This is a genomic window from Methylobacterium sp. CB376 (assembly GCF_029714205.1).
In the GTDB taxonomy this organism is placed as follows: domain Bacteria; phylum Pseudomonadota; class Alphaproteobacteria; order Rhizobiales; family Beijerinckiaceae; genus Methylobacterium.
Genome location: NZ_CP121648.1, coordinates 5,685,508 through 5,710,511 on the forward strand (window position 1 = coordinate 5,685,508; position 25,004 = coordinate 5,710,511).

Sequence of the window (25,004 nt, forward strand, 5' to 3'; positions counted from 1 at the left end):
CAGCGGATGACAGGCCCGCGCGGCGCGTGAGCGACGCCGGCATCCGCATATTGCGACGCAATCCGTCGGACGCCGTACGACGCGGGCCGGGCGTCCGGCACCCGGCGAGCCCGTGGAGAGCGACGCGCGGACCAAGGCAGGCCCGCGCGACGCCGCGACCCGGCGGGCCCGCGGCGAGGTCGGACCCGCGCGGAGCCGGGCGGGGGCGGGCCCGATCAGCGCGGCGGCGCGATCTCGATCCTGGCCAGCGTCTCGCCCTGCCGGAGGATCAGCACCGTCCCGGTGATGGTCAGGCAGGCGGCGCTGTCCCTCCGCCGCGCGACGCCGCGCAACGTCTCGTGCCGAGCGGACCGGCATGGTGGGCGGATCCGCTCGGCCTCTCATCCCCCATCCGCCAGATCCCTTCGGGATGGCGGCTGGGGGCCTCGCTCACGCGCCGCGCGGGCGCGTGATCCGGTCCGCGGCCCGGCCGGTGACCGGTTTCGCGCGTGCCGCTCAGCTCTGGCGGCCGTAGACATCCTCGATGCGGATGATGTCGTCCTCGCCCGTGTAGCTGCCGACCTGCACCTCGATCAGTTCGAGCGGGATCTTGCCCGGATTGACGAGGCGATGGACGCAGCCGATCGGCAGGTAGATGGCCTCGTTCTCGTGGACGAGGGTCACGGCGTCGTCCACGGTCACCTCGGCGGTGCCGTGCACCACGATCCAGTGCTCGGCCCTGTGGTAGTGCTTCTGCAGCGACAGGCGCCCGCCCGGCTTCACGGTGATCCGCTTCACCTGGAAGCGGTCGCCGATGTCGATGCGCTGGTAGGAGCCCCAGGGCCGGTACATCAGGCGATGCGCGTCGGCCTCGGGCGCGCCCTTGGCCCGCAGATCCTCCACCAGGGCCTTGACCCCGGCGCCGGCCTCGCGGGAGGTCACCAGCACCGCGTCCGGGGTCGCCACCACCACGACGTCGTCGAGGCCCACCACCGTGGTCAGGATCTCCTCGGGGCTGTGCACGAGGCTGTTGCGGGTGTCGCGCACCGCCACGCGGCCGCGCAGGGCGTTGCCGGAGGCGTCCCGCTCCGACACGTCCCAGAGGGCGCCCCAGGTGCCGATGTCCGACCAGGGGAAGCGCACCGGCAGCACGCCCGAGCGGGCCGTGTGCTCCATCACCGCGTAGTCGATCGAGATCTGCGGCGCCTGCCCGAAGGCCTCCGGGTCGAGGCGGATGAAGTCGAGGTCGCGGCGGGCCTTCTCCAGGGCCTGCTCGGCGGCCTCCAGGACGGCCGGGGCGTGGGCGCGCAGCTCCTCGATCATCACGTCGGCCCGGAACAGGAAGTAGCCGCTGTTCCAGAGGGCTCCCTCGGCGATCAGGCCGGCGGCCCGGGACGCGTCGGGCTTCTCCAGGAAGCGGGCCACGTGGCAGGCCCCCTGCGCCCCGGCCTCGCCGGGCAGCCTCTCGCCGGGCTGGACGTAGCCGTAGGCGGTGGCGGGCGCGGTCGGCGTGATGCCGAGGGTCATGATGTAGCCCGCCCGCGCCGCCACGGCGGCGGCCTTGGCGGCGGCGACGAAGGCCGGGGTGTCGCCGATCACGTGGTCGGCCGCAAGGATCAGCACCAGCGCCTCGGGCTCGCTCTGCGCGGCGCTGAGCGCCGCCACCGCCACGGCGGCGGCCGAATCCCGGCGCTGCGGCTCGAGCAGGATCTCGGCCGAGAGGCCGACGGCGGCGAGTTGCTCGCCGACGATGAAGCGCGCGTCCTGCGCGGTGATGACCGTCGGCCGCGCGAAGACCGCGCCGTCGGCGACGCGCAGGGCGGTGGCCTGGAAGGACGAGCGCTCGGCCTCGGCCAGGGGGATGAACTGCTTGGGATGGCTCTCGCGGGAGGCGGGCCACAGCCGTGTGCCCGATCCACCGCAGAGGATCACCGGATGGATGAGGGTGGTCATGGCGTCACCGTCTCCGTATCGATCAAGGGAAGGGCCCGCGGCGCGGTGGGCGCCGACGGGTCGATGTCTCGCGGGCTTGCGGCCTTCATAGGTCGGAAGCGCGCGCCGAGGAACCTGCCGGCCCGCATGCGGGCCCGCGCCGGCGCGCGAGACCGCCGCCGGCGCGGGCCCGGACGCGGCGTCAGATGGTCTGATTGTAGGCGCCGACCTCCGGATTCTCGCGCAGCACCCCGTCGACGCCCTCGAACATCGCGCGCAGGCGCGCCTCCGAGACGGGGCTCTCCACCACGACGACGAGTTCCGGCTTGTTCGACGAGGCCCGCACCAGGCCCCAGGTGCCGTCCTCCGTCACCACGCGCACGCCGTTCACGGTCACGAGGTCGGTGATGCGCGCGCCCCCGATCGGCTCGCCGCGCTCCATCATGGCCCGCACCCGGGCCGTCACCTTCTCGACCACCCCGTACTTCACCTCGTCGGCGCAGTGCGGCGACATCGTCGGCGAGCCCCAGGTCTTCGGCAGCGCCCGGTACAGGTCGGCGAGGCTGCGGCCCGGATTGCGGTCCAGCATCTCGATGACCGTGATCGCCGTCATCAGCCCGTCGTCGTAGCCGCGGCCGATCGGCGCGTTGAAGAAGAAGTGTCCCGACTTCTCGAACCCGGCCAGCGCGCCCAGCTCGTTCACCCGCCGCTTGATGTAGGAATGGCCGGTCTTCCAGTAATCCGCCTTGACGTCGCGCGCCCGCAGCTCCGGATCCGAGGCGAACAGGCCCGTCGACTTGACGTCCACGACGAAGGTCGCGCCCGGGTGCAGTTGCGAGAGGTCGCGGGCGAGCAGCACGCCGACCTTGTCGGCGAAGATCTCGTGGCCCTCGTTGTCGACCACCCCGCAGCGGTCGCCGTCGCCGTCGAAGCCCAGCCCCACATCGGCGCCGGTCTCGCGCACCGTGTCGGCGATCGCGTGCAGCATCGCCATGTCCTCGGGGTTGGGGTTGTAGCGCGGGAAGGTCGCGTCGGCCTCGGTGTCGAGGGGCACGACCTCGCAGCCGAGCGCCTCCAGCACCGCCGGCGCGAAGGCGCCCGCCGTGCCGTTGCCGCAGGCGGCCACGACCTTGAGCTTGCGGCCGATCGTCTTGGTCCGCGAGAGCAGGTCGGCCTGGTAGCGGGCGGCGAAGTCCGGCACGAAGGCGTAGGCGCCGCCGTCGCGGTACTTGAAGGCGCCCGCCAGCACGATCTCCTTCAGGCGGCCCATCTCGGCGGGGCCGAAGGTCATGGGCCGCTCGGCGCCCATCTTCACGCCGGTCCAGCCATTGTCGTTGTGGGAGGCCGTGACCATGGCCACGCAGGGGCAATCGAGGGCGAACTGCCCGAAATAGGCCATGGGCGAGAGGGCGAGCCCGATATCCTTCACGCGCAAGCCCCCCGCCATCATGCCGGCGATGAGGGCGAGCTTGATCGAGGCCGAGTAGGCGCGGAAATCGTGGCCGGTGACGATGTCGGGCCGCACGCCCATCTCGTGGATGAGCGTCCCGAGGCCCAGCCCCAGCGCCTGCACCCCCATGAGGTTGAGGTCCTTGGGAAAGAGCCACCGCGCGTCGTACTCGCGAAAGCCGGTGGGGGCCACGAGCGGAAGCGACTCGAACGCGAAGCTGTTCGGGGCCAGCGATGCATGCGGCTTCGGAAACGTCATCACTCTCATCCTGCCGTTCAAGGGCGGGCCCGAGGGCCCTGCCGGTGAGCCGATTCCCCGGGAGGCTCCCGTTCGTCGTAAGGTAATTGAAGGGTTCATTCCGGCGAAGCGGATTTCGGTTCGCCGGAAAGCGCTTGCAAATCAGAGGCCTGGTCCGATCCAGGGACTCTCCCGCGAGGGCGGTTCGGGCGCCGCTCCCGCTCCATCGTCTCCGGCGATCCGTCCCGCCGGATCCACTCCTCGCCCGCGGCGCCGCCCCGTCGGCCCGCGATGCTCAGCCGTGGCGGACCTCCGCCCGCGCGTGGTCGAGAACGGAGGCGAGCGTCTCGGTGAGGGAGCGCTTCGGGGCCCAGCCGGTGCGGGCGGCCAGCGCCGAGGCGTCCCCGCAGGCGGTCGGGATCTCGGAGGGGCGCAGCCGCTCCTGCGCCACCCGCACCTCGAAGGGCCTGCGCGAGAGGGATGCCAGCGTCTCCAGCAGGCTGCCGATCGACCGCGCCTGGCCGGAGGCGATGTTGAAGATGCTGCATCGGTCGAGCGTGTCGGCGGCCGCGACCAGACCCGCATAGGCCTCGACGACGTCGCGGACGTCCAGGAAGTCGCGACGGGCCGAGAGGTCCCCGACCTCCAGCACGGGCGGAACCAGCTGCGCCTCGATGCGGGCGATCTGCGCGGCGAACGAGGCGACCACGAACCGCTCGCTCTGGCCCGGGCCGATGTGGTTGAGCGGCCTCAGGATCACCAGGCGCGACCCCGCCCGGCCCAGCACGTCCGTCAGGATCTGCTCGCCGACGAGCTTCGTCTTGGCGTAGGTGCTCGCCGGCTCCGGCCGGACCGCCTCGCCGACGGGCTGTCCCGACAGGAAGGCCCGACCGTACACCTCCCCGGAACTCACGAAGAACAGGTTCGTCCCGGGCAGGTGGTCGACCAGCGCCGATGCGAGGCTCAGCACCGTGCCGACGTTCTCGCTCCAGGCCCGGACCGGCCGCGCGGCGGCGTCCGAGACGGAGGAGAGGGCGGCGAGGTGGAGGATGTCCGTCGGCGCGACCTCGCGCAGGCACTCCGCCGTGCGGCGACCGTCCGACAGGTCGGCCGCGACGTAGCCGATCCCGGCGGAAAGCGCCGCCGGCCTGGCCTCGCGGCCGAGACCGACGATCTCCGCGCCGGCGCCGAACCGGTCGAGGAAGGCGGCGGCCGCGTGGCGGCCGACGAAACCCGTCGCGCCGGTGATCAGGATGCGCTTCACGCCAGAGCCTCGGCAGGGCGGCTCAGACGGAGGCGCGCAGGCGGGCGAGGTCCGCGTCGACCATCTCGGTGATCATCTCCTCGAGCGAGATCTCCGGCTTCCAGCCCAGAATGCGCTCGGCCTTGGCAGGGTTGCCGAGGAGCACGTCGACCTCGGCCGGGCGGAACAGCTTCTCGTCGATCCGGAGGTGGTCGTCCATGGTCAGGCCCACGTGGTCGAAGGCGATCCGGCACATGTCGCGCACGGTGGTGGTGCGCCCGGTCGCCACCACGTAGTCGTCCGGCGCGTCCTGCTGCAGCATGAGCCACATCGCCCGGACGTAGTCCTTGGCGTGGCCCCAGTCCCGCTTCGCGTCGATGTTGCCGAGCCGCAGTTCCGTCTCGAGGCCGAGCTTGATGCGCGCGACGCCGTCCGTGACCTTGCGGGTCACGAACTCGACCCCGCGCAGCGGGGATTCGTGGTTGAACAGGATGCCGTTCGAGGCGTGCAGGCCGAAACTCTCCCGGTAGTTGATCGTCATCCAGTGCGCGTAGAGCTTGGCGACGCCGTACGGGGAGCGCGGGTAGAAGGGGGTCTGCTCGCTCTGCACCTGCTCCTGGATCAGGCCGAACATCTCCGACGAGGAGGCCTGGTAGTAGCGCGCCTGCGGGGCCATGATGCGGACCGCTTCGAGCAGGTTGGTCGCCCCGAGGCCGGTCACCTGCCCGGTGAGGATCGGCTGCTGCCAGGACGAGGTGACGAACGACTGTGCGGCGAGGTTGTAAACCTCATCGGGCCGGACCTGCTGGACGATGCGCAGCAGGCTCGACAGATCGATCAGATTGCCGTCGATGAGGTGAACGTCCTTGGCAACGCCGAGCCACTTCAGCCTGTGATCATAAACACCAGCATGGCTCGACCGACGGACAATACCGTAGACTTCGTAGTCTTTTTCAAGCAGAAGCTGCGCCAGGTAGGCCCCATCCTGGCCGGTAATTCCGGTGATCAAGGCACGTCTGCGTGTCATCTCAGTTCCCCTTGCCGCTATTCGGGCCCTCGGTATGGAGGGCTCCCGATGAAGTCAAGTGCAATGGCTAAGCTCGTCTGCGGGCTTGCCGCGGCCGTCATCTCGTCCTCGTACCGGCCCCGCAAGAGCGCCGGCCTCTGCGTCAGAGGCCCCTTGCCCCGGTCGGGACCAATGCGCGACCCGCCCGCTGCGGCCCGTCACGAGGCGGCCAGGCGGCGAGCGGGCGCGGCGCGGATCTCCTCCAGCCGCGCGCCGTAGCGCTTCGCGATCGCCGGGATGCTGAAACGCGCCTTGACGAGACGGGCCGCGCTCACGCCCTTGGCGCGCGCCGCGGCCTGGTCGGTCGCGACGTGGCGCATGGCGGCGGCGGCCTGCCGGAGGTCGGCATCGGCCCAGACGCTGCCGCGCTCGACGAAGATGTACTCGTCCCTCTGCACCCCGACGAGGTCGTACCCGATCAGGTAGGCGCTCTCCTCGCTGCAGAAATCCATGTTGCCGCCATAGGCCGTCGCGATCACCGGCCGCTCGAGCTGCATGGCCTCGATCATGCCGAAGCCCCAGCCCTCGGACCGATGCAGCGAGACGTAGCAGTCGCAGGCCTTCTTGAGGGCGAGGAGGTCCCTGTACTTGAGCGTCTCGTCGACGATCAGGATCCGCGGGTCCGCCCTGCAGGCGTCGTCGATCTTCCTCCAGATCGCCACTTGGTGCGGATCGCCGACCCGGGTCCTGTTCTGGGTCTTGATGACGAGGGCGACCGCCTCGGTGCCGAGCGGAAAGGCCTGCCGGAACGCCTCGACGGCGGCCAGCGGGTTCTTGCGCTCGATGAAGGAGAAGGAGTCGAAGGTGGTGAGGAAGATTGTCGCGTCGCGCTCCAGCCCGAGGCTGCCGAGGTCCATCGCCTCCACCTCGGGCAGCGGCTCGACCGCCATGCCCACGTTCACCACCGGCTTGTCGGTGAACCGGGCGTAGATCTCGCGGTTGTACTCCGAAGAGACCCAGATCTCATCGAGCAGATCGAGCGCCAGATTATGGCACTTCGGGATCTGATTCAGCTCCCAGAAGAAATATCCGATATTGTAACTGTTGGCCACGATCTCGCGCTGCTCGAACGCGTAGACCAGGGGAATCGATTCGGCGTTGAGGTGGATGAGGTTGATCTCGCGCGGAGCGGTGAAGGTCTCGAAGTTCAGCTCGGTGGCGAAGCCGATGGGCGCCGGGTTGTCGAGGCCGAAGGGCAGCGCGGTGGGACGCACGCGCTCGGCGGCCGTCAGGATCTCGTAGGAGATGCGCGTCGCCTGGCCGAGGCCCGACGTCTGGAGGAGCGGACCGATCAGGGCGACGCCGGGTTCGGGGTGGGAGCGCGGGAAATCCCGCTTCGGCAGCAGGAACTCGCCGTAATCCCGAACCTCGGCCGTGCTCTCGCCGGCCCCCTGCCTCGCCAGCTTGGCCGCGAGGGCCTCCGCCTGCCCGCGCAGGGCCGCCACGCGGGAGGGCGGCGCGCCCGGCGGCAGGGCGACGGCCGCGATGATCTCGTCGAAGAGCGAGGCGGCCTCCGCCCTCGCCCGCAGCAGCTGCCGGACCTGACTGCCCGGCAGGAAGCTCCTGAGGTAGGGCCGCGTGTAGCTCGACAGGATCAGGTAGCAGAGATAGGCGGCGCGGTCCGAGGCCTTGTCCCTGGTCAGGTCGAGCTTGGCCCGGTCGCGCTCGAACTGGATCTCCATGAAGATGTTGAAGGGGAAGTCGGCGTACGGCGCGCTCGACGGCGCCTGCAGGACCGCGATCTGCTCCCGCGTCACGAGCGCGCGATGCAGCTTGGCGTCGATCGTCCGCTCGAAGCACCACCAGTAGACGGCTTCGCGCAGCACGCGCACATCGGCCAGGTTGAGGTGGCTCGGCAGTTCCCGCACGACGGAATTGTAGAGGGCGACGGTCACGGCCGGCGACAGGCCGGCGAGCGGCATCGGCCGGTTCAGGAACGCCACCTGCGCGCGCGACAGCGGCATCTCGAAGCGCGTGCCCTGCGCCTTGCGGTGCGCCTGATAGTCCGTCAGGTACCACATCAGGACCTTGAGCCGATCCTGCAGCGAGCCGGTCATGTCGTCGAGGTGGTGGTCCCGCACGAGGCGGAAGCTCTCGAACTGAACGTACTTCGTGATGAGACCTTCCGGGTCGCGCTCCGGATTGGCGACCTGGAGGATGGGGGAGCTGCTCATCGGGTGCCTGCGGGTTGATCGGTCGTCGGAGGGCGGCGGGGGCTCAGTCGCGGGACGCCGCGGTCTCGATGCCGTGGTCTCGCGCGAGCGCGGCGATCTCGACGAGCGCCATCCGCAGCTGCACCTTCATCTGGTCCGAGATCCCGCCGCTCTTGACGACCGCGACGGCGCTCGTCGGAATCGGCGCGGGGGTGAGGGGCTCGCCCGTCTCGGCGATGAGGAGGGTGACGGCGTTCCGCGCGCCGACCTCGGCGAGGTTGACCTCGAAGCCGTGGCGGCCGTCGCCGATCCCGGCCTCCTCCAGGTCGGCGCGGTAAAGGTCGGCCGTGATCAGGACCGACCTGCCGGTCTCCCCGAGGGCCTGCAGCAGGACGGCGCCGGAAGGGCTGCGCGTGTCCTGGATCCAGCCCAGGACCGACCGCGAATCGACCCGGTCGATGTTCCACCGCCAGCGGGACGCCGGCGCGGACTCCTCCCGCCGGGCGGGCGAGGCGGGAAGCGGGCCCGTGTCGAAGGGGAAGACGCCGAGGACGTCCTGCGTCTCCACCACCCGGACGGTCACCTCGCCCGCCTCCTGCGTCCACCCGCCGAGGTCGATCTCGAAGCAATGGGCACCGTTGCCGATGCCGGCCTCCCGCAGATCCTGCCGGAAGATGTCGGCGGTGGCGCGCGCCCGCTGGCCCGCGGAGGAGGTCGCCTCGACGGTCAGGGCGGCGTGGGCGCGCGAGCTGTCATAGGCCCAGCCCGCGATGCGCCGGCCCTCGACGACGTCGATATTCGACCTGACGGCCGATTTCGGCGTCCTGCCGCGCGCGTAGACGGTGGTGACCCAGCCGGCGACGCGCTTGCGCTGAGGGGGAGCGGTGTCGTTCGTCGTCATGTCTGGCCTCGGGAGGGAATCGCGACGGGGCTGGCGGGGCTCGCCCGGATCGAACCGGGTCCCGCGATGGCAGCCGTCAGGCGGCCGGGAGGGCGCGCGCCGGCAGGAGCATCGCTCGAGCGGCGTCGCCCGGCCGGCCCGCCGCGTCGCTCCGGGATCGACAAGTTGCGAGGCCGGCACGCCGTGTGACCGGATCCTGAAGGACCCGGATGCGAGGGGTGCGCCGGGGCGTCCCATTCGGTCGTTGCTGCATTGCGTCGGACGATTTCCTTGCGTCGCGCGACGGGCTGACTTCGGTGCAGGGGGCCGGTCAGCGAGGAGCGCGGCCGTCTCCTTAGCCGAGTTGATCCGGCGCGCCAATTCGCCGGGCCCCGATGATCGCCCCGCCCCGCGCGGCGGCCGCCGGGCCGCCAGCCTTGAGTCGGACCCGGGAGGGCTGCTATCCGGCGTCTGCAACGCCTACCAAAGGAATGGGGCCATGCGGGTCGCGATGGTTGGGTCCGGCTATGTCGGGCTGGTCTCGGGGGCCTGTTTCGCCGATTTCGGCCACGCGGTCGTCTGCGTCGACAAGGATCCCGACAAGATCGCCGCACTCAACGCCGGCCGCATCCCGATCTTCGAGCCCGGCCTCGACGCCCTGGTGGCCGAGAACGTCCGCCAGGGCCGCCTCTCCTTCACCACCGACCTCGCCCAGGGCGTCGCGGGCGCCGACGCCGTCTTCATCGCCGTCGGCACCCCCTCGCGCCGCGGCGACGGCTTCGCCGACCTCACCTACGTGCATCAGGCGGCCCGCGACATCGCCCGAGCCCTCGACGGCTACGCGGTCGTGGTGACGAAATCGACCGTCCCGGTCGGCACCGGCGACGAGGTCGAGCGCATCATCCGCGAGACCCGGCCCGAGGCCGATTTCGCCGTGGTCTCCAACCCGGAATTCCTGCGCGAGGGCGCCGCCATCGCGGATTTCAAGCGGCCCGACCGCATCGTCATCGGGGCCGAGGAGCCCCGCGCGGCCGAGGTGATCAGCGAGCTCTACCGCCCGCTCTACCTCAACCAGGCCCCCATCCTGGTCACCTCCCGGCGCACCGCCGAGCTCACCAAGTACGCGGCCAACGCCTTCCTGGCCACCAAGATCACCTTCATCAACGAGATGGCGGACCTGTGCGAGAGGGTCGGGGCCGACGTGCAGCAGGTGGCGCGCGGAATCGGGCTCGACAACCGCATCGGCGCGAAGTTCCTGCATGCCGGCCCGGGCTACGGCGGCTCGTGCTTCCCCAAGGATACGCTGGCGCTGGTCAAGACGGCGCAGGATGCGGGCAGCCCGGTGCGCCTCGTCGAGACCGTGGTGGCGGTCAACGACCAGCGCAAGCGCGCGATGGCGCGCAAGGTGGTGGCGGCCTGCGGGGGCTCGGTGCGGGGCAGGACGATCGCGGTGCTGGGTCTGACCTTCAAGCCCAACACCGACGACATGCGCGACGCGCCCTCGCTCTCGATCATCGCGGGGCTGCAGGATGCCGGGGCGCGGGTGCGGGCCTACGACCCGGAGGGGATGGAGCAGGCGCGCCCGCTTCTCACGGACGTGGATTACGCGAGCGACCCCTACGGCTGCGCCGACGGCGCGGACGCGCTGGTGCTGGTGACCGAGTGGGACGCGTTCCGGGCGCTCGACCTCGCGCGGCTGCGCGGGGTGATGGCGGTGCCGGTGCTGGTGGACCTGCGCAACGTCTACCGGCCGGAGGACGCGCGCAAGCACGGCTTTTCCTACACCAGCGTCGGACGGGCCGGGCAGCCGCTCCCCGCCTGACCCGGCCGGGGCGGCGGCCCCCGCTCACACGGCGACGACCGTGCGGGGATCGAAGGTCCCGCCCTCGACCGGATTGGCCACGCAGCGCGTGCCGTAGAGGGCGAGGTCGTGGCCGGCATGGAAATGGCCGGAGACCCAGAGCGCCGGGCGATGGGCGGGCGCGAGGTCGGCCAGCACCGTCGTGGCGTAGAAGGCTGGCACCCACCAGGGCACGCCCGGCGCGTCGCGGTAGCGGTCGGCGGCCTCGGCGATCGGCGGGTGATGGGTGACCGCGACGGTCGGCCCCGCATGCGGCCGCGCGAGGGCGGCCGCCAGCAGGGCGCGGTCCCGCGCGTGGGCCTCCATCGCCGCGGCGGGCGTCCAGGCCGCCCCGTCCGCGAGCCGAATCGCCCGGAACTCGCGCGAGCCGGTGAGCGGGTCGGTCATGCGCGCCGCCGCGTAGGCGGCCGGGTCGGCGGGCCGGCCCGGCGCGTCGGGGGCGAGCCAGCGCCCGGCCAGCGCCCAGTCGCTCCACAGGGTCGCGCCCACGAAGCGCACGCCCGCGATCACCGCGGCCTCCCCGGCCCGCAGCAGCGCGATGCGGGTCCGCCCGGCCGCGGCGTTGATCCGCTCCACCTCGGCGGCGAGGGCGGCGAGGAGCGCCGGGGCGGTGCGCGGATCGCCCGCCGGGGCGTAGTGCTCATGGTTGCCGGGCACCAGCACCGCGGGGCGCTCCCCCGCGAGGCCGAGCAGCACCGCGAGCCCCCGCTCCGGCTGACCCTCCCAGACGTCCCCCGCGCAGACGAGCACGTCGAAGGGCTCCGCCGGGGGCGGGATGGCGGCGGGGTCGCGCCGCTCCAGGTGCAGGTCGGAGAGCACGAACAGGCGCAGCGGCCCGGGCGCGTCGTCGGCGGTGGCGTGGCGCGGCATCGCGTGGCTCCGTCGCGGGATCGGGCCGCGTCTATGCCCCGCGCCCGACCGCCGCGCCAAGCCCGCCGCACCAAGCCCGCGGCGGCGGGCCCGGCCCCGACCTTCGGGCACTGGATTCGGGTCGGATCCTGTGCGAGGCCGCAGCGGGCGCAAACCTTGCGCGAGTGGGAGAGACGCCGATGCTGCCCGAACTGCGCGTTCTGTACTTCGAGGATCTCGCCGTCGGGATGTCCGAGACGCTGTCGAAGACGATCTCGTCCTCCGACGTGGTCGGCTTCGCGGAGATCACCGGCGATCGCAACCCGATCCACCTCTCCGAGCACTTCGCCGCCCGCACGCCGTTCGGCACCCGCATCGCCCACGGCCTCTACACGGCCGGGTTGATCTCGGCCGTGCTCGGCACGCGCCTCCCCGGGCCGGGGGCGGTCTACATCAGCCAGAGCCTGAACTTTCGCGCGCCCGTGCGCATCGGCGACACGGTCGAGGTCACGGTCGAGGTGGCCGAGCTCGTCCCCGAGCGCCGCCGCGCCCGGCTCACCTGCACCTGCAGCGTCGGCGGCGAGACCGTGCTGGACGGCGAGGCGCTCGTGAAGGTGCCGACCCGGGCCGAGGCCGATCCGCTCGCGGCCCGCGCCAAGGGCTGACCGGCGCGAGCCGACCGCGTGCCCGAGCCCATCCCGATCGAGGATCCGGCCGACCCGCGGCTCAGCGCCTTCGCGGCGATCCGCGAGCGCGACCTCGTCGGGCGCCGGGGCCGCTTCGTCGCCGAGGGCGAGGTGGTGCTGCGGGTCCTGCTCTCGGGCCGCGCCCGGTTCCGGATCGAGTCGGTCCTGCTCTCGCCCGAGCGCCTGGCCTCCCTGCGGCCGGCCCTCGCCGCCTTGACCGACGCCCCGGTCTACCTCGCGCCGCGCGCGGTGATGAGCGCGCTCGCCGGCTTCCCGATCCACCGCGGCGTGCTGGCGATCGGGCGATCGGGCGAGACCCCGCCGGCCGAGTCGCTGGTGCCGCCGGGGCCCGCCCTGCTGCTCGGGCTGGTGGGCCTTGCCAACCACGACAATGTCGGGGGGCTGTTCCGCAACGCCGCCGCCTTCGGGGCCGACGCGGTGCTGCTCGACGCGGCCACCTGCGACCCTCTCTACCGCAAGGCGATCCGGGTCTCGGCCGGCACCTGCCTGACCCTTCCCTTCGCCCGGCTGCCGGACGGCGAGGCCCTGCTCGCCCTCTGCGAGCGGCACGGGATCGTGCCGCTGGCCCTCACCCCCGGCGGCGGGGAGGAGATCGCGCAGCTGCCGCCCCTCCCCCGCGCGATGCTCCTGCTCGGCACCGAGGGGACCGGGCTCCCGGACGCCCTGATGGCGCGGGCCCGGCGGGTGCGGATCGCGATGGCGCCGGGCGTCGATTCGCTCAACGTGGCGGCGGCGGGAGCGGTGGCGCTGCACCGGATCGCGGCGCCGCGCCTCTCCGGTCCCTGACGGGCCTCACACGACATCCGACGGATTGCGTCGCCGTGCGGATGTCGGCCGCGCTCACGCGCCGCGCGGGCTTGGCATCCGCTGTCCGGACGTGATTGTCCGGACAGCGGATCACCGCCCCGGCAGCGCCTCCGGGACGGTCTCGGCGTCGGCGGCGTCGCCGTAGACCGCCTCGCGGATCAGCCGCTCGGTGGTCTCCTCGAAGAAGGCCAGCATCTCCTCGTGCAGGGCGGTGAACTGCGCCCAGACCACCGCGTCGAAGACGGAGCGCGGGGCCCGCACCATCACGGTGGTGCGGCGCTGGCGCGGATAGCGGTAGGGGCGCAGGCCGTAGCGCCGGCACAGGGCGATGAGCAGCCGGGCCGACCACGCGTCCGGCACCGTGAGCTTCAGCTCGATGGGCGGCTCCGCCCGCGCGGTCTCGGCGAGCCGCACCCGCAGCCGCCGCACCGCCGCCTCGGCGGCATCCCGCTCGCCGGAGGTGGCCGCCCCCGCGAACAGGCTCTCGGCCTTGCGCAGCCGCTCGCGCAGCCTCTCCTCGATGTCCATCGCCGCCCCGCCGGTCCCCGGAGGCGATGATGCGCCCCGGCCACTGGCGCGCAATCCTGTCACGCCCCCAGCATGCGCGACAAAGAGCGGCAATTGCCGCGCTCGTCCGGCGCGCCAAACTAGGCCGTAGGGGAAACGGCCGGTGCATCCGGACCAGACGCTCAGGAGCGAAGGATTGCTTCAGCCGCGTGAAGGCTACCGCACCCTGTCGGGGCGGCGTGCGGTGGTGGTGGGGGCGGGGCCGGGCGGACTCGCGGTGGCGCTGCTCCTCGCCCGGGAGGGCGTCCACGTCACCGTCGTGGAGAAGGACGACTGCGTCGGCGGGCGCACCCGCACCGTGACGGCGCCGGGCGGCTACCGATTCGACATCGGGCCGACCTTCTTCCTCTACCCGCGCATCCTCGCCGACATCTTCGCCTCCTGCGGCGAGCGGCTGGAGGACCACGTCCGGCTGGAGCGGCTCGATCCGCTCTACCACCTCGTCTTCGAGGGCGGCGGCGAGATCCGCGCCACCTCGGACGTAACCCGGCTCCAGGCCGAGATCGCCCGCATGGCGCCGGCCGACGCCGCCAACGTGCCGCGCTACCTCGCGGACAACCGCGCCAAGCTCGAGGCCTTCCGGCCGGTGCTGGAACAGCCCTTCGACAGCCTGCGCAGCCTGGTCTCGGCGCCGATGCTGAGGGCGCTGCCGCTCCTGCGCCCGCACGCCACCGTGGACCGCGACCTGCAGCGCTACTTCGCCGACCCGCGGGTGCGCCTCGCCTTCTCGTTCCAGACCAAGTACCTCGGGATGTCGCCGTTCCGCTGCCCGAGCCTGTTCACCATCCTGAGCTTCCTCGAATACGAGCACGGGGTCTTCCATCCCGTGGGCGGCTGCGGCGCGGTCTCGGAGGCGATGGCGGGGCTCGCCCGGCGGCTCGGCGTCGACATCCGCCTGGGCACCGCCGTCGACCGGGTGCTGTTCGAGGGAGACCGCGCGGTCGGGGTCGAGGCCGGGGGCGAGCGCCTGCCGGCCGATTCGGTGGTGGTGAACGGCGATTTCGCCAAGGTGGTGCGCGCCCTGGTGCCCGAGCGGCACCGGCCGCGCTGGCGCGACGCCAAGCTCGACCGGGCGCGCCTCTCCTGCTCGACCTTCATGCTCTATCTGGGCCTGGAGGGGCGGATGCCGGAGGGCCTCGGCCACCACACGATCCTGCTCGCCGAGGAGTACCGGCGCAACATCGCGGAGATCTCGACCGGTATCCTGCCGCGCCAGCCCTCGCTCTACGTGCAGCATGCCGGCTTCACGGATGGCGGCATGGCGCCGCCCGGCCATACCAGCCTCTACGTGCTGGTCCCGGTGCCGAACCTGCGCGCCGACATCGACTGGGCGACGGTGCGGCCCCAGTATCGCCGCCTCGTCCTCGACCGGCTGAAGCTGCTCGGCCTGACCGACATCGAGCGGCGCATCCGCTACGAGCGCATCGTCGATCCGACCGACTGGCGCGACGCGTTCGCGGTCAACGAGGGGGCGACGTTCAACCTGTCGCACGATCTCGGGCAGATGCTGTATTTCCGGCCGCACAACCGCTTCGGCCGCGGCCTGTACCTGGTCGGCGGCGGCACCCATCCGGGCTCGGGCCTGCCGGTGATCTACGAGGGCGCGCGCATCACCGCCCGGCTCCTGCTGGAGGACCTCGCCCGGCAGGGCCGGCGCTCCCTGCCCGACCTCGCGCCGCCGCTCGAAGTCGCGCCGAGCGGGAAGGCGACGTGAGGGCGGGCGCGCCGCGCGCGGCCCTCGCCGCCCTGCTCGCGGCCCTCGTCCTGCCGTCGGGGGGCGCGGCCGCGGCCGAGCTCACGGTGGACGTCGAGGGGGTGCAGCCGGGGGCCGGGGAGGTCTACGTCGCCCTGTGCACCGGCGGGCTCTCGGAGGGCTCGTGCCGCATCGGCCAGAACGCTCCGGCGCGGGCGCCCGCCCTGCGCTTCGCCTTCACGCAGGTGCCGCCCGGGACCTACGCGGTCGCGGTGTTCCAGGACCTCGACGGCGACGGGCGGCTCGCCCGCACCCCGCTCGGCCTGCCGCGCGAGCCCTACGGCTTCTCGAACGGGGCGGGCCGCGGTGGCCGGCCGGATTTCGCCGCGGCGGCCTTCCCGCTGGCCGAGCCGGGGGCGGCGATCCGCGTGCGGCTGCAGCGGGCGCTGCCGGCGGCGCGGTGATCATCGGGGGGGCAGCGCCCGCCTTGGGGCATGGCCGCGGAATGGGGTAGCCTGGACCCGTGGAGGGCACCATGGCCGACGCGGCTCACCGATTCCCGGCGCTGACGATCGCCGACTACGACGCGTTCGTGGCGGCGCAACGCGACGAGCGCGAGTGGGAACTCGTCGCCGGCGAATTCGTGATGATGAGCAACCCGACGGAGGATCACGAGCAGATCGCCGGGAATATCGGGGCCTCTCTCAAGCTCGCCATGGATGCCGCAGGATGCCGCAGCTATCAGGGCGGCATGCGCGTGCAGCGCTCCGACGACGGACGCGGCCGCGACAAGACCAGGCCCGACATCGTCGTCCGATTGGGGCCGCGCCAGAACCAGACCTACGTGACCGATCCCCTCGTCGTGGTGGAGGTGCTGTCGCCCTCGACGATGGACCACGACTGCGGCGGCAAGCTCGCGTTCCACAAGTCGCTGCCCACCCTGCGGCACCTCGCGCTGGTCTACCAGGACCAGATGCGCGTCGAACATTATCAGCGCACCGAGGAGGGTTGGCGCCTGGAGGTGCTGATCACGCCGCAGGACGTGCTGCGCTTCGACGCGGTCGATTTCGAGATCGACCTCGACCGGATCTATTTCGGCGTGCCGGTGTCGCGGCCGCTCGCCCGGAGCGGGCCGGATCTCCGAGCCGCACGCGCCGACGCGCAGACCGCTTCGGCGCCGGACGCAACGCCGGGACGCCCCCTCGGTGGAATGGCCGCGGGCGTGTCCGGCGAGGGGTGACCGCGCCGCGGCTCCGGGTCGCCCGCGCCGTGCGGGACGCGGCTGGCGAACCCGACGCCGTTGCCGGGCCGTCCATCCGTCCGGAGAACCGGCGCTCGCGCCTCCCGGACCTTTCTAGACCATGCCGAGGGCCTGCATGTAGAGTTCGAGGATCGCCTCCTCCTCCTGGCGCTCCTCGTGGTCGCGCTTGCGGATCGAGATGATCTTGCGCAGGACCTTGGTATCGAAGCCGTTCGCCTTGGCCTCGGCGTAGACGTCCTTGATGTCGCCCGCCAGCCCGGCCTTCTCTTCCTCCAGGCGCTCGATGCGCTCGATGATGCTCTTGAGCTGGTCGGCGGCGACCGACGAGTTGTCGACCGCGAGCACGGGGGATGCAGCCATGGCTCGAATTCCTCTGCCGGATCGGCGCTCCGCGAGGCGCGCCCTCGCCAGGGTTGATAGTCTCTCAACCTTACCGAGTTCTTGCCGCGGGCTCGCCCGGCCGGGGCCGGGCGAGGCGCCTCAATGCCCCGGGTTGCGCGCCGAAAAGGCGGCCTGCTGCTCGGCGCTCGCCTCCTTCTGGTGCTTGGCCTTCCATTCCTCGTAGGGCATGCCGTAGACCTGCTCCCGGCTCTCGTCCTTGCTGAGGGGCAGGCCGCGGGCATCCGCCTCCTCCTTCATCCAGTTCGACAGGCAGTTGCGGCAGAAGCCGGCGAGGTTCATCAGGTCGATGTTCTGCACGTCGGTGCGCCCCCGCAGGTGCGCCACGAGCCGGCGGAACACCGCGGCTTCGAGTTCGGTGCGGGCGGTCTCGTCGATCTGCGTCATGTCCCGGATCCCTGGCGGCGTGGCCCTCGCGGCGGGATGTAGGCGCGCCGGGCCCGCCGCCCAAGCCCATCCGGCGATCCGCCATCGGCGCAGGGAACGTCCCGCGGCGTCGCGGCGGGCTCCGAGGCGCCGTCGAAGGCCGTGCCGGGATCGCGGGAGGCGTCCGGGGCGCGGGCCGCCGGGCCGTCGCCGCGCCCCGCATCGCCTCACCGGGCGATCAGCGGCGCCAGCAGCCGGGCGAAGCGCCCGGCCCATTCCGCCTGGCCCGCCTCGTCGGCGATCAGGTCCTGGCGGATCTCGATGAGGGCGTTCGGCAGGCCCCGCGCGCCGGCGTGGCGGTCGAGCGTGTCGCCCGGCAGGCCCCCCGCGTAGGGCTCGTTGTCGCCGACCGTCAGCCCGGCCGGGTCCGCCCGCAGACCGTCGAGGAGCGGCCGCGCGACGCGCCCGTCGCGCCCGTCCCACAGGATCCCGACCTGCCAGGGGCGCGGCACCCCGCGCCAGGCCGGCGTGAAGCTGTGCACCGCGACCAGGGCGGGTGGGCGCCCCGCATCGCGCCCGGCCGCCACCGCCGCCGCGATGGCCCGGTCGTAGGGGTCGTAGAAGCGGGCGATCCGGGCTGCGACGCCCTCCGGCGTGATCCGGGCGTTGCCCGGCACCACGGTGCCGTCGGAGAGGCGCATGACCAGGGTCGGGTCGTCGCGGCCCCGGTTCGGATCGATGATCAGGCGCGAGAAGGTGGTGAGCAGCGCCGGCGCCCCGAGGCGGCGGCTGAGCGCGCGCGTCACCGCGGCGGCGCCGATGTCGTAGCCGATGTGCCGCTCGAAATGCGGGGCGTCGAGCCCGAGGGAGCCGAGATCCTCCGGCACGGCGTTCGAGGCGTGGTCGCAGAGGAGGATGAGCCCGCAGGCGGCATCCCCCGCAAGGCTCTCGACGGGCTGGCTCGGGACGGGATCGGGCATGGCGGCTCGGGGCGGTGGCGGGAAGGCGCGCGCGCTGCCGCGACCGGTACCACCCCTCGGGCCCGACCTCCATCCTCTCGCGTGTCCGCCGGGGGGAATGCGCGCGGAGCGCGGCGGGGTTGAGCCGCGGCCCGTTTCGGGCGATGCCCGGACCGGAACGCGCGGAGGGCGCGCGGGGTTGGCCGCGATCGGGCCGGATCGGCCTCGGGGAGACGGACGATGACGCACAACCGGCGGGACGCTCTCCGGGTCACGGCCGCCGCGGCGCTCGGCGCGGCGTCGGGATCGGCTGCCGCGCAGGATTCCGCCGCGCCGCTGTTTCCCCTGCCGCAGGCGCGCCTGCCGATCGCCGGCATGGCCGAGGTGTTCCCGGTGCGCCGGGTCTACTGCATCGGCCGCAACTACGCCGCCCATGCCCGCGAGATGGGCTCGGATCCGGCCCGCGAGCCGCCCTTCTTCTTCCAGAAGCCGGCCGACGCGGTCCAGATCGTGCCCGCCGGGGCGGTCGTCGATCACCCCTACCCGTCCCTGACCCGGAACTACCACCACGAGATCGAACTCGTCGCCGCGCTGCGATCGGGCGGGCGCAACCTGTCGAAGGAGAGCGCCCTCGACCACGTCTTCGGCTACGCGGTCGGGCTCGACATGACCCGGCGCGACCTCCAGCGCGGCATGGGCGACCAGAAGAAACCGTGGGAGATCGGCAAGAGCTTCGATCGCTCGGCGCCGATCGGGCCGCTCCACCCGGTCGCCGCGGTCGGGCACCTCACGCGCGGCGCGATCCGGCTCACGGTCAATGGACAGGTCAGGCAGGAGGCCGACCTGTCGCAGATGATCTGGTCGGTCGCCGAGCAGATCGCCCACCTGTCGGAGGCGTTCGAGCTCAAGGCCGGGGACCTGATCTATTCCGGCACACCGGAGAATGTCGGGCCGGTGGTGCCGGGCGACCTGCTGGTCGGCCGCGTCGCGGGCCTGCCCGAGCTCTCGATCCGCATCGTCGACGGCGCGCGCTGAGGCGCCGGGAGCGGACGGCGGACCCCCTCCCCCAAAAGAGCCGAGCCCCCTTCGTCGCCCGCGGCCCCGCCGCCAGGGTGACGGGCGCGCCGACATGCCATAGTGCTTCGCGGACCCCGTTCCGGCCGGAGCCCCTCGCCCGATGACCTGCCCCTCCCCCGATCTCGCCGCGGCCGCGCGGACGGCGCCCCCGGGCGCCGGGCCGGGCGCGGCGGAGGGCACGGCGGAGGGCGCGGGCCTGGCGGTCGCGGCCCTGTTCCTCGGCGCCCTCGCCATGGGCGTGTCGCCGATCCTGGTGCGGCTCGTCAGCCCCGAGGTCGGGCCCTTCGCCAGCGCCTTCTGGCGCGTCGCCCTGGCGCTGCCCGCCCTCTACGGCTGGATGCGCGCCGAGGAGGCGGGCCGCCCGCGCCTGCGCCGCCAGGCCCTCGCCCCGGCCGCCCTCCTGGCCGGCCTCGCCTTCACGGGCGATCTCGTCTTCTGGCACCGGGCGATCCTCGGCACCACGGTGGCGAACGCCACCTTCTTCGCCACCACCGCCCCGGTCTTCGTCCTGCTCTTCGCCTGGCTCGGCCTCGGCCGCCGCCCGGCGCGGGCGACCCTGGCGGGCCTCGCCCTCTGCCTCGCCGGGGGCGCCGCCCTCGTCGGGCAATCGATCCGGATCGATCCCGGGCGACTCGCCGGAGACCGGGACGGCGTGCTGACGGCCGTCTTCTTCGGCCTCTACTTCCTCGCCGTCGAGCGCGCCCGGGCGCGGGGGCTCGGCGCCGCCCGCGTCACCTTCGTGGCCTCCGCGGTCACCGCCGCGCTGCTCCTCGGCGTCGTGCTCCTCGCCGAGACGCGGCCCATCCTGCCCCGCTCGCCGGGCGCCGCCGCCGGCCTCGTCGCCCTGGCGCTGCTCAGCCACGCCGCCGGCCAGGGGCTGCTCTCCGTCGCCCTCGGGCGGCTGTCCTCCGCCTTCTCCTCGCTGGTGATCTTCCTCGAGGCGGTGGCGGCGGCGGCCCTCGGCTGGGTCGTCCTCGGCGAGGCCCTGAGCGGGCCGCAAGTGCTGGGCGGCGGCCTCATCCTCATCGGCATCGCGGTCGCCCGCCCCCGGGACCGCCGACCGCCTCCGCCACGATGACGCAGAACGAGCGAGGATCCGCCCCGTGACCGCCTCCCCTCCCCGCCGACGCGCGCCGCGCGCTGCTGCTGCGTCTCCTCGACGACGCCGTCACGGCGGCCCATCCCCGCGGCTGCCTGGTGCCCGAGCTGCCGCCGCCGCCCGCCGGCCGCCTGATCATCCTGGGCGCCGGCAAGGCGGGGGCCAGCATGGCGGCGGTGGCCGAGCGGCATTACCGCGAGGCCCACGGCCTCGGCCCCGACCGGCTCCTCGGCCAGGCCGTGGCGCGCCACGGCTACGGCGAGCCCGCCGGCCTGATCGCGGTGGTGGAGGCCGGCCACCCGGTGCCGGACCAGGCGGGGATCGACGCCACCCGCCGCAGCCTCGCCCTCGCGGCCTCCGCGGGCCCGGACGACCTCGTGCTGGTGCTGCTCTCCGGCGGCGGCTCGGCGAACTGGATCGCGCCCGCGGGCGACCTGACGCTCGCCGAGAAGCAGGGGATCACCAAGGCGCTCCTGCGCTCGGGCGCCGCGATCGACGAGATCAACTGCGTCCGCAAGCACCTCTCGCGCATCAAGGGCGGGCGCCTCGCCCTGGCGGCCCGCAAGGCCGGCAAGCTGCTGACGCTGGCGATCTCCGACGTGCCCCGGGACGACCCCGCGGTGATCGCCTCCGGCCCGACCGTGCCCGATCCCTCGACCCTGGCCGAGGCCCGCGCGATCTGCGAGCGGCGCGGCATCCCGCTGCCGCCTGCCGCGGCGGCGCTCCTCGCCGATCCGGCCAACGAGAGCCCCAAGCCCGGGGACCCGCTCTTCGCCCGCAGCGAGTACCGCATCATCGCCCGGCCGATCGACGCCCTGCGGGCCGCCGCGGCCGCCGCGCAGGAGGCGGGCTACGAACCCGTGATGCTGGGCGCCGACCTGGAGGGCGAGGCGCGCGAGGTCGCGGCCGAGCACGCGGCGCTCGCCCGCCGGATGGCCGCGGAGGGGCGCAGGGTCGCGCTGATCTCCGGCGGCGAACTCACCGTGACGATCCGCGGCGAGGGCCAGGGCGGGCCGAACCAGGAATACATGCTGGCCATGGCGGTCGCCCTCGACGGGGCGCCCGGCATCGCCGGCCTCTCGGCCGATACCGACGGCACCGATGGCGGGCGCGGCGAGGCCACCGACCCGGCGGGCGCCATCGTGGACGAGACGACCCTCGCCCGTGCGGCCGCGCTGGGGCTGGACCCGCGGGCCAGTCTGGCCGAGAACGACTCGACCCCGTTCTTCGACCGGCTCGGCGACCTCGTCCGGCCCGGGCCGACGCGCACCAACGTCAATGATTGCCGCATCATCCTGGTGGGATAGGACGACCCGCACGACGGCCCTGGGGGCCGCCGCGCTGCTTCTCGGCGCGGCGCCCGCCCGCGCGGACCTGCGCATGTGCAACATGACCGGCAGCCGCGTCGGCGTCGCCCTCGGCTACCGGGATGCCGGGGGCTGGGTCACGGAGGGCTGGTGGAACCTCTCCGGCAAGGCCTGCGAGACCCTGCTCAAGGGGGCGCTCGCCGCCCGCTACTACTACGTCTTCGCGGTCGATTACGACCGCGGCGGCGAGTGGAGCGGCCGCTCCCTGATGTGCACCCGCGACCGCGAATTCACCATCCGGGGCGTCGAGGATTGCCTCGCCCGCGGCTTCGACCGCAACGGCTTCTTCGAGGTCGACACGGGCGAGCAGAAGAGCTGGACCATCCAGCTCACCGATCCGGGGCGGCCCGGGGCGGGGCCGTGAGCGGCGCCTCCCCATAACGGCCGGGGAGGCGCCCGGCGCGGAACTGGTATACTTGCGCCTCGCCGGGCCGGCCGCGTCGCGCCCGCCGGCGCCCAGGGGACACTCCCCGCCGCCCCGCCCGCACCTTCTCCGGACCTGCCATGAAGCGCGCCCGCCGCACCAAGATCGTCGCCACCCTCGGCCCGGCCTCCGAGGATCCGGAGGTGATCGAGAAGCTGTTCGAGGCCGGGGCCGACGTCTTCCGCCTCAACATGAGCCACCTGCCCCGCGAGCGGCTGGCCGAGCGCGTCGCCGTCATCCGCTCGATCGAGCAGCGCCTGCGCCGCCCCATCGCCATCCTGCTCGACCTGCAGGGGCCCAAGCTCCGGGTCGGCAAGTTCGCGGGCGACGCCGCGATCCTGGAGAAGGGCCAGAGCTTCGTGCTGGACGGCGAGGAGGCGCTGGGCGACGCGACCCGGGTCCACCTGCCGCATCCCGAGATCCTCTCCTCCCTGGAGCCCGGCCACACGGTCCTCATCGACGACGGCAAGCTGCGCCTCCAGGTCGTCGAGGTGGCGCCCCGGCGGGCCGTCACCCGCGTCCTCGTCGGCGGGCGCATCTCGAACCGCAAGGGCGTCTCGCTGCCCGACACCACCATCCCGGTCGCCGCCATGACCGAGAAGGACCACCTCGACCTGGAAGCCGGGCTCGCCGCCAACATCGACTGGATCGCCGTCTCCTTCGTGCAGCGGCCCGAGGACGTGGCCGAGGTGAAGGAGATCGCCGGACACCGCGCCCTGGTGATGGCCAAGATCGAGAAGCCCCAGGCGCTCGCCCATCTCGACGGGATCATGGAGGTGTCGGACGGGCTGATGGTCGCCCGCGGCGACCTCGGCGTCGAGATGCCCCTGGAACAGGTGCCGGGCGTGCAGAAGCGCATCACCCGCGGGGCGCGCCGCCTCGGCAAGCCCGTCGTGGTCGCGACCCAGATGCTCGAATCGATGATCAGCGCCCCGGTCCCGACCCGCGCCGAGGTCTCGGACGTCGCCACCGCGGTCTACGAGGGGGCCGATGCCGTGATGCTCTCCGCCGAGAGCGCCTCGGGCAGTTTCCCGGTCGAGTCCGTCGCCACCATGAACCGCATCGCCGAGCAGGTGGAGCGGGACGCGATCTACTGGTCGATCATCGCCGCGCAGCGCTCCGTGCCGGAGGCCACCGCCTCCGACGCCATCGCGCTCGCCGCCCACCAGATCGTCGACACGCTCGGCCTCGACGCCATCATGGCCTGGACCGCCTCCGGCTCGACGGCTCTGCGCCTCGCCCGCGCCCGCCCCAACGCCTCGGTGATCGCGCTCACCCCCAAGCGCGAGACCGCGCGGCGCCTCGCCATGGCCTGGGGCACCCACCCAATCGTCACCAACGACGCCAGCGACATCGACGACATGTCGTTCCGCGCCTGCAAATTCGCCGTGCGCGAGCGCTTCGCCAAGGTCGGCGACCGGGTCATCGTCGTGGCGGGCCTGCCCTTCGGCACGCCCGGCGCCACCAACCTGATCCGCATCGCGCAGGTGACCCGCGAGCACGCGGCCAAGGCCTGAGCAGGGGCCGCCCCGGGCGGGGGAACCCCGCCCCTCCGGGCGCCCCGCCTAATCCGCCGCGACCCGGCCGCGCGCCGCCACCGCCTCGATCTCGGCGACCACCGCGTCGGTCGCCGTGTAGTGGAGCATGTGGCCGATGCCCGGCAGCACCACCAGCCGCGCCCCGGGCACCGCGCGCGCCATCGGCTCGGCATGGACCGGGGTGCGCACGACCGGGTCGGCGTCGCCGGCCACGATCGTGGTCGGCACCGCGATCTCCGGGTAGCGCGGGCTCTGGGCCGCCAGGAAGCCGTACAGGCCGTCGAGATCCTGCAGGTTCGCCAGGAAGGTGGCGGGCCGCAGCACCAGCGGCACGCGCGCCTCGTCGACGTAGCCCGGCGGCAGCGGGTCCGGGCGGAACACCGCCGCGGCGAAGCGGTCGAGATAGCTCAGCCCGAGGGGCGCCGCGACCGTGTGGGTGGCGAGCGCCAGGAGCGCCCGGCCCGGCACCGACCGGTACCAGCCCGCATAGCCCGGCACCGCGCCGCCCGGCCAGGGATAGAGGGCGGGGGCGAGGAGGACGAGGCCGGAGACCCGCTCCGGATGGTCGAGGGCGAGCGTCGCCGCGAGCGCGCCGGACCAGGAATGGCCGACGATCGTGGCCGGGCCCACCGCCAGCGCCCCGAGCGCCTCGGCGATCAGCCGGGCCTGCACGGCCGGCGAGGCGGCGGCGCTCCCGGCGATGCGGTCGCTCCAGCCGAAGCCCGGCCGGTCGAAGGCGAGCACCCGGAACCCGTCCCCGGCGAGCCGCCGGCCGAAGGCCTGCATCGGGTCCATGCCGTTGGCGGAGGCGCCGTGCAGGAGCACCACGGTGCCGCGGCTCGGGCGCCCCTCCCCCGGGCCGGCCTCCAGCACCGCGAGCGCGCCGCCGGCCAGGGCGACGCGCCGGCCGGCGGGCGGGTAGCGCGCCTCCACCTGCCGGGTGATGAACCAGGTCGCGGCGAAGCCGGCGGCGAGCAGGGCTGCGACGATGGCCAGCAGCGCACCGACCAGCCCGATCAGCACGCGGCGCACCCGCGTCCGGCGCCGCCCGTCATCGCCGGGACGCATGCGGCGCGACCCATCGGCGCCC

At 73.3% G+C, this 25,004-nt stretch carries 23 protein-coding genes; 11 read left to right on the forward strand and 12 right to left on the reverse strand.

Annotated features, from left to right (window positions below; translation table 11 throughout):
* Positions 1 to 495: 495 nt before the first annotated feature.
* The 6 genes from QA634_RS26090 to QA634_RS26115 form a co-directional block, all read right to left on the reverse strand.
* A complete protein-coding gene (locus QA634_RS26090) occupies positions 496 to 1,932 on the reverse strand; it encodes a mannose-1-phosphate guanylyltransferase/mannose-6-phosphate isomerase (RefSeq protein ID WP_012334897.1) in 1,437 nt (478 codons plus the stop codon).
* 181 nt (positions 1,933 to 2,113) lie between these two features.
* The gene (locus QA634_RS26095) at positions 2,114 to 3,619 is read right to left on the reverse strand and encodes a phosphomannomutase/phosphoglucomutase (RefSeq protein WP_012334898.1); all 1,506 of its coding nucleotides are present in this window, start codon (positions 3,617 to 3,619) and stop codon (positions 2,114 to 2,116) included.
* Positions 3,620 to 3,893: 274 nt separating this feature from the next.
* The gene (locus tag QA634_RS26100) at positions 3,894 to 4,862 is read right to left on the reverse strand and encodes an NAD-dependent epimerase/dehydratase family protein (RefSeq protein ID WP_012334899.1); all 969 of its coding nucleotides are present in this window, start codon (positions 4,860 to 4,862) and stop codon (positions 3,894 to 3,896) included.
* A 22-nt stretch (positions 4,863 to 4,884) separates the two neighbouring features.
* On the reverse strand, positions 4,885 to 5,868 hold the full coding sequence (gmd, locus tag QA634_RS26105) for a GDP-mannose 4,6-dehydratase (RefSeq protein WP_012334900.1): 984 nt from the start codon (positions 5,866 to 5,868) through the stop codon (positions 4,885 to 4,887).
* Between the two features lie 197 nt (positions 5,869 to 6,065).
* Positions 6,066 to 8,081: a glycosyltransferase gene (locus tag QA634_RS26110; RefSeq protein WP_012334901.1), complete on the reverse strand. Its 2,016-nt coding sequence runs from the start codon at positions 8,079 to 8,081 to the stop codon at positions 6,066 to 6,068.
* Between the two features lie 43 nt (positions 8,082 to 8,124).
* Positions 8,125 to 8,961, reverse strand: a complete 837-nt coding sequence (locus QA634_RS26115; protein WP_012334902.1) for a hypothetical protein — start codon at positions 8,959 to 8,961, stop codon at positions 8,125 to 8,127.
* Positions 8,962 to 9,439: 478 nt separating this feature from the next.
* Between QA634_RS26115 and QA634_RS26120 the strand changes: the two genes are divergently transcribed.
* Positions 9,440 to 10,762, forward strand: a complete 1,323-nt coding sequence (locus tag QA634_RS26120) for a UDP-glucose dehydrogenase family protein (RefSeq protein WP_012334903.1) — start codon at positions 9,440 to 9,442, stop codon at positions 10,760 to 10,762.
* A 24-nt stretch (positions 10,763 to 10,786) separates the two neighbouring features.
* On the opposite strand, the gene QA634_RS26125 is transcribed toward QA634_RS26120, so the two are convergent.
* Entirely contained in the window at positions 10,787 to 11,671 is an 885-nt protein-coding gene (locus QA634_RS26125) for a metallophosphoesterase (RefSeq protein ID WP_012334904.1), read from the reverse strand.
* A 179-nt stretch (positions 11,672 to 11,850) separates the two neighbouring features.
* Here QA634_RS26125 and croR point away from each other — a divergent pair, with 179 nt between their 5' ends.
* Together croR and QA634_RS26135 are read left to right on the forward strand one after the other, a co-directional pair.
* The gene (gene croR, locus QA634_RS26130; protein WP_012334905.1) at positions 11,851 to 12,315 is read left to right on the forward strand and encodes a 3-hydroxybutyryl-CoA dehydratase; all 465 of its coding nucleotides are present in this window, start codon (positions 11,851 to 11,853) and stop codon (positions 12,313 to 12,315) included.
* A gap of 18 nt (positions 12,316 to 12,333) precedes the next feature.
* Entirely contained in the window at positions 12,334 to 13,143 is an 810-nt protein-coding gene (locus tag QA634_RS26135; RefSeq protein WP_012334906.1) for a TrmH family RNA methyltransferase, read from the forward strand.
* Positions 13,144 to 13,254: 111 nt separating this feature from the next.
* Here QA634_RS26135 and QA634_RS26140 read toward each other — a convergent pair whose 3' ends face one another.
* Positions 13,255 to 13,692 (reverse strand): hypothetical protein, encoded by a 438-nt coding sequence (locus tag QA634_RS26140; protein WP_012334907.1) that lies wholly within the window; start codon positions 13,690 to 13,692, stop codon positions 13,255 to 13,257.
* Between the two features lie 175 nt (positions 13,693 to 13,867).
* Between QA634_RS26140 and crtI the strand changes: the two genes are divergently transcribed.
* The 3 genes from crtI (at position 13,868) to QA634_RS26155 (ending at position 16,664) form a co-directional block, all read left to right on the forward strand.
* On the forward strand, positions 13,868 to 15,445 hold the full coding sequence (crtI, locus tag QA634_RS26145; protein ID WP_012334908.1) for a phytoene desaturase family protein: 1,578 nt from the start codon (positions 13,868 to 13,870) through the stop codon (positions 15,443 to 15,445).
* Positions 15,442 to 15,888, forward strand: coding sequence for a DUF2141 domain-containing protein (locus QA634_RS26150; protein ID WP_012334909.1), 447 nt, complete (start codon positions 15,442 to 15,444; stop codon positions 15,886 to 15,888). Before crtI ends, QA634_RS26150 begins: the two co-directional genes overlap by 4 nt.
* A 71-nt stretch (positions 15,889 to 15,959) precedes the next feature.
* Positions 15,960 to 16,664 carry a Uma2 family endonuclease gene (locus tag QA634_RS26155; RefSeq protein ID WP_012334910.1) on the forward strand — a complete coding sequence of 235 codons (705 nt, stop codon included), beginning with the start codon at positions 15,960 to 15,962 and terminating at the stop codon, positions 16,662 to 16,664.
* A 114-nt stretch (positions 16,665 to 16,778) separates the two neighbouring features.
* Here the strand turns inward: QA634_RS26155 and QA634_RS26160 are convergent, their stop codons facing one another.
* From QA634_RS26160 to QA634_RS26170, 3 genes are all read right to left on the reverse strand, one after another.
* Positions 16,779 to 17,045 (reverse strand): DUF2312 domain-containing protein, encoded by a 267-nt coding sequence (locus tag QA634_RS26160; protein ID WP_012334911.1) that lies wholly within the window; start codon positions 17,043 to 17,045, stop codon positions 16,779 to 16,781.
* Positions 17,046 to 17,165: 120 nt separating this feature from the next.
* Positions 17,166 to 17,471, reverse strand: a complete 306-nt coding sequence (locus QA634_RS26165; protein ID WP_012334912.1) for a DUF1244 domain-containing protein — start codon at positions 17,469 to 17,471, stop codon at positions 17,166 to 17,168.
* 206 nt (positions 17,472 to 17,677) lie between these two features.
* A complete protein-coding gene (locus tag QA634_RS26170; RefSeq protein WP_012334913.1) occupies positions 17,678 to 18,430 on the reverse strand; it encodes an N-formylglutamate amidohydrolase in 753 nt (250 codons plus the stop codon).
* A 219-nt stretch (positions 18,431 to 18,649) separates the two neighbouring features.
* Here QA634_RS26170 and QA634_RS26175 point away from each other — a divergent pair, with 219 nt between their 5' ends.
* The 5 genes from QA634_RS26175 to pyk all read left to right on the forward strand — a co-directional run bounded on the left by QA634_RS26175 (position 18,650) and on the right by pyk (position 23,893).
* The gene (locus QA634_RS26175) at positions 18,650 to 19,444 is read left to right on the forward strand and encodes a fumarylacetoacetate hydrolase family protein (protein WP_012334914.1); all 795 of its coding nucleotides are present in this window, start codon (positions 18,650 to 18,652) and stop codon (positions 19,442 to 19,444) included.
* 142 nt (positions 19,445 to 19,586) lie between these two features.
* Positions 19,587 to 20,564 (forward strand): DMT family transporter, encoded by a 978-nt coding sequence (locus QA634_RS26180; RefSeq protein WP_012334915.1) that lies wholly within the window; start codon positions 19,587 to 19,589, stop codon positions 20,562 to 20,564.
* A gap of 62 nt (positions 20,565 to 20,626) precedes the next feature.
* Positions 20,627 to 21,892 carry a glycerate kinase type-2 family protein gene (locus tag QA634_RS26185; protein WP_283027523.1) on the forward strand — a complete coding sequence of 422 codons (1,266 nt, stop codon included), beginning with the start codon at positions 20,627 to 20,629 and terminating at the stop codon, positions 21,890 to 21,892.
* Complete coding sequence (locus QA634_RS26190; RefSeq protein ID WP_083784733.1) at positions 21,864 to 22,316, forward strand: DUF1036 domain-containing protein; 453 nt, start codon at positions 21,864 to 21,866, stop codon at positions 22,314 to 22,316. Before QA634_RS26185 ends, QA634_RS26190 begins: the two co-directional genes overlap by 29 nt.
* 140 nt (positions 22,317 to 22,456) lie before the next feature.
* Positions 22,457 to 23,893 (forward strand): pyruvate kinase, encoded by a 1,437-nt coding sequence (pyk, locus tag QA634_RS26195; protein WP_012334918.1) that lies wholly within the window; start codon positions 22,457 to 22,459, stop codon positions 23,891 to 23,893.
* 48 nt (positions 23,894 to 23,941) lie between these two features.
* On the opposite strand, the gene QA634_RS26200 is transcribed toward pyk, so the two are convergent.
* Positions 23,942 to 24,982, reverse strand: coding sequence for an alpha/beta fold hydrolase (locus tag QA634_RS26200; RefSeq protein WP_012334919.1), 1,041 nt, complete (start codon positions 24,980 to 24,982; stop codon positions 23,942 to 23,944).
* Positions 24,983 to 25,004: the final 22 nt, after the last annotated feature.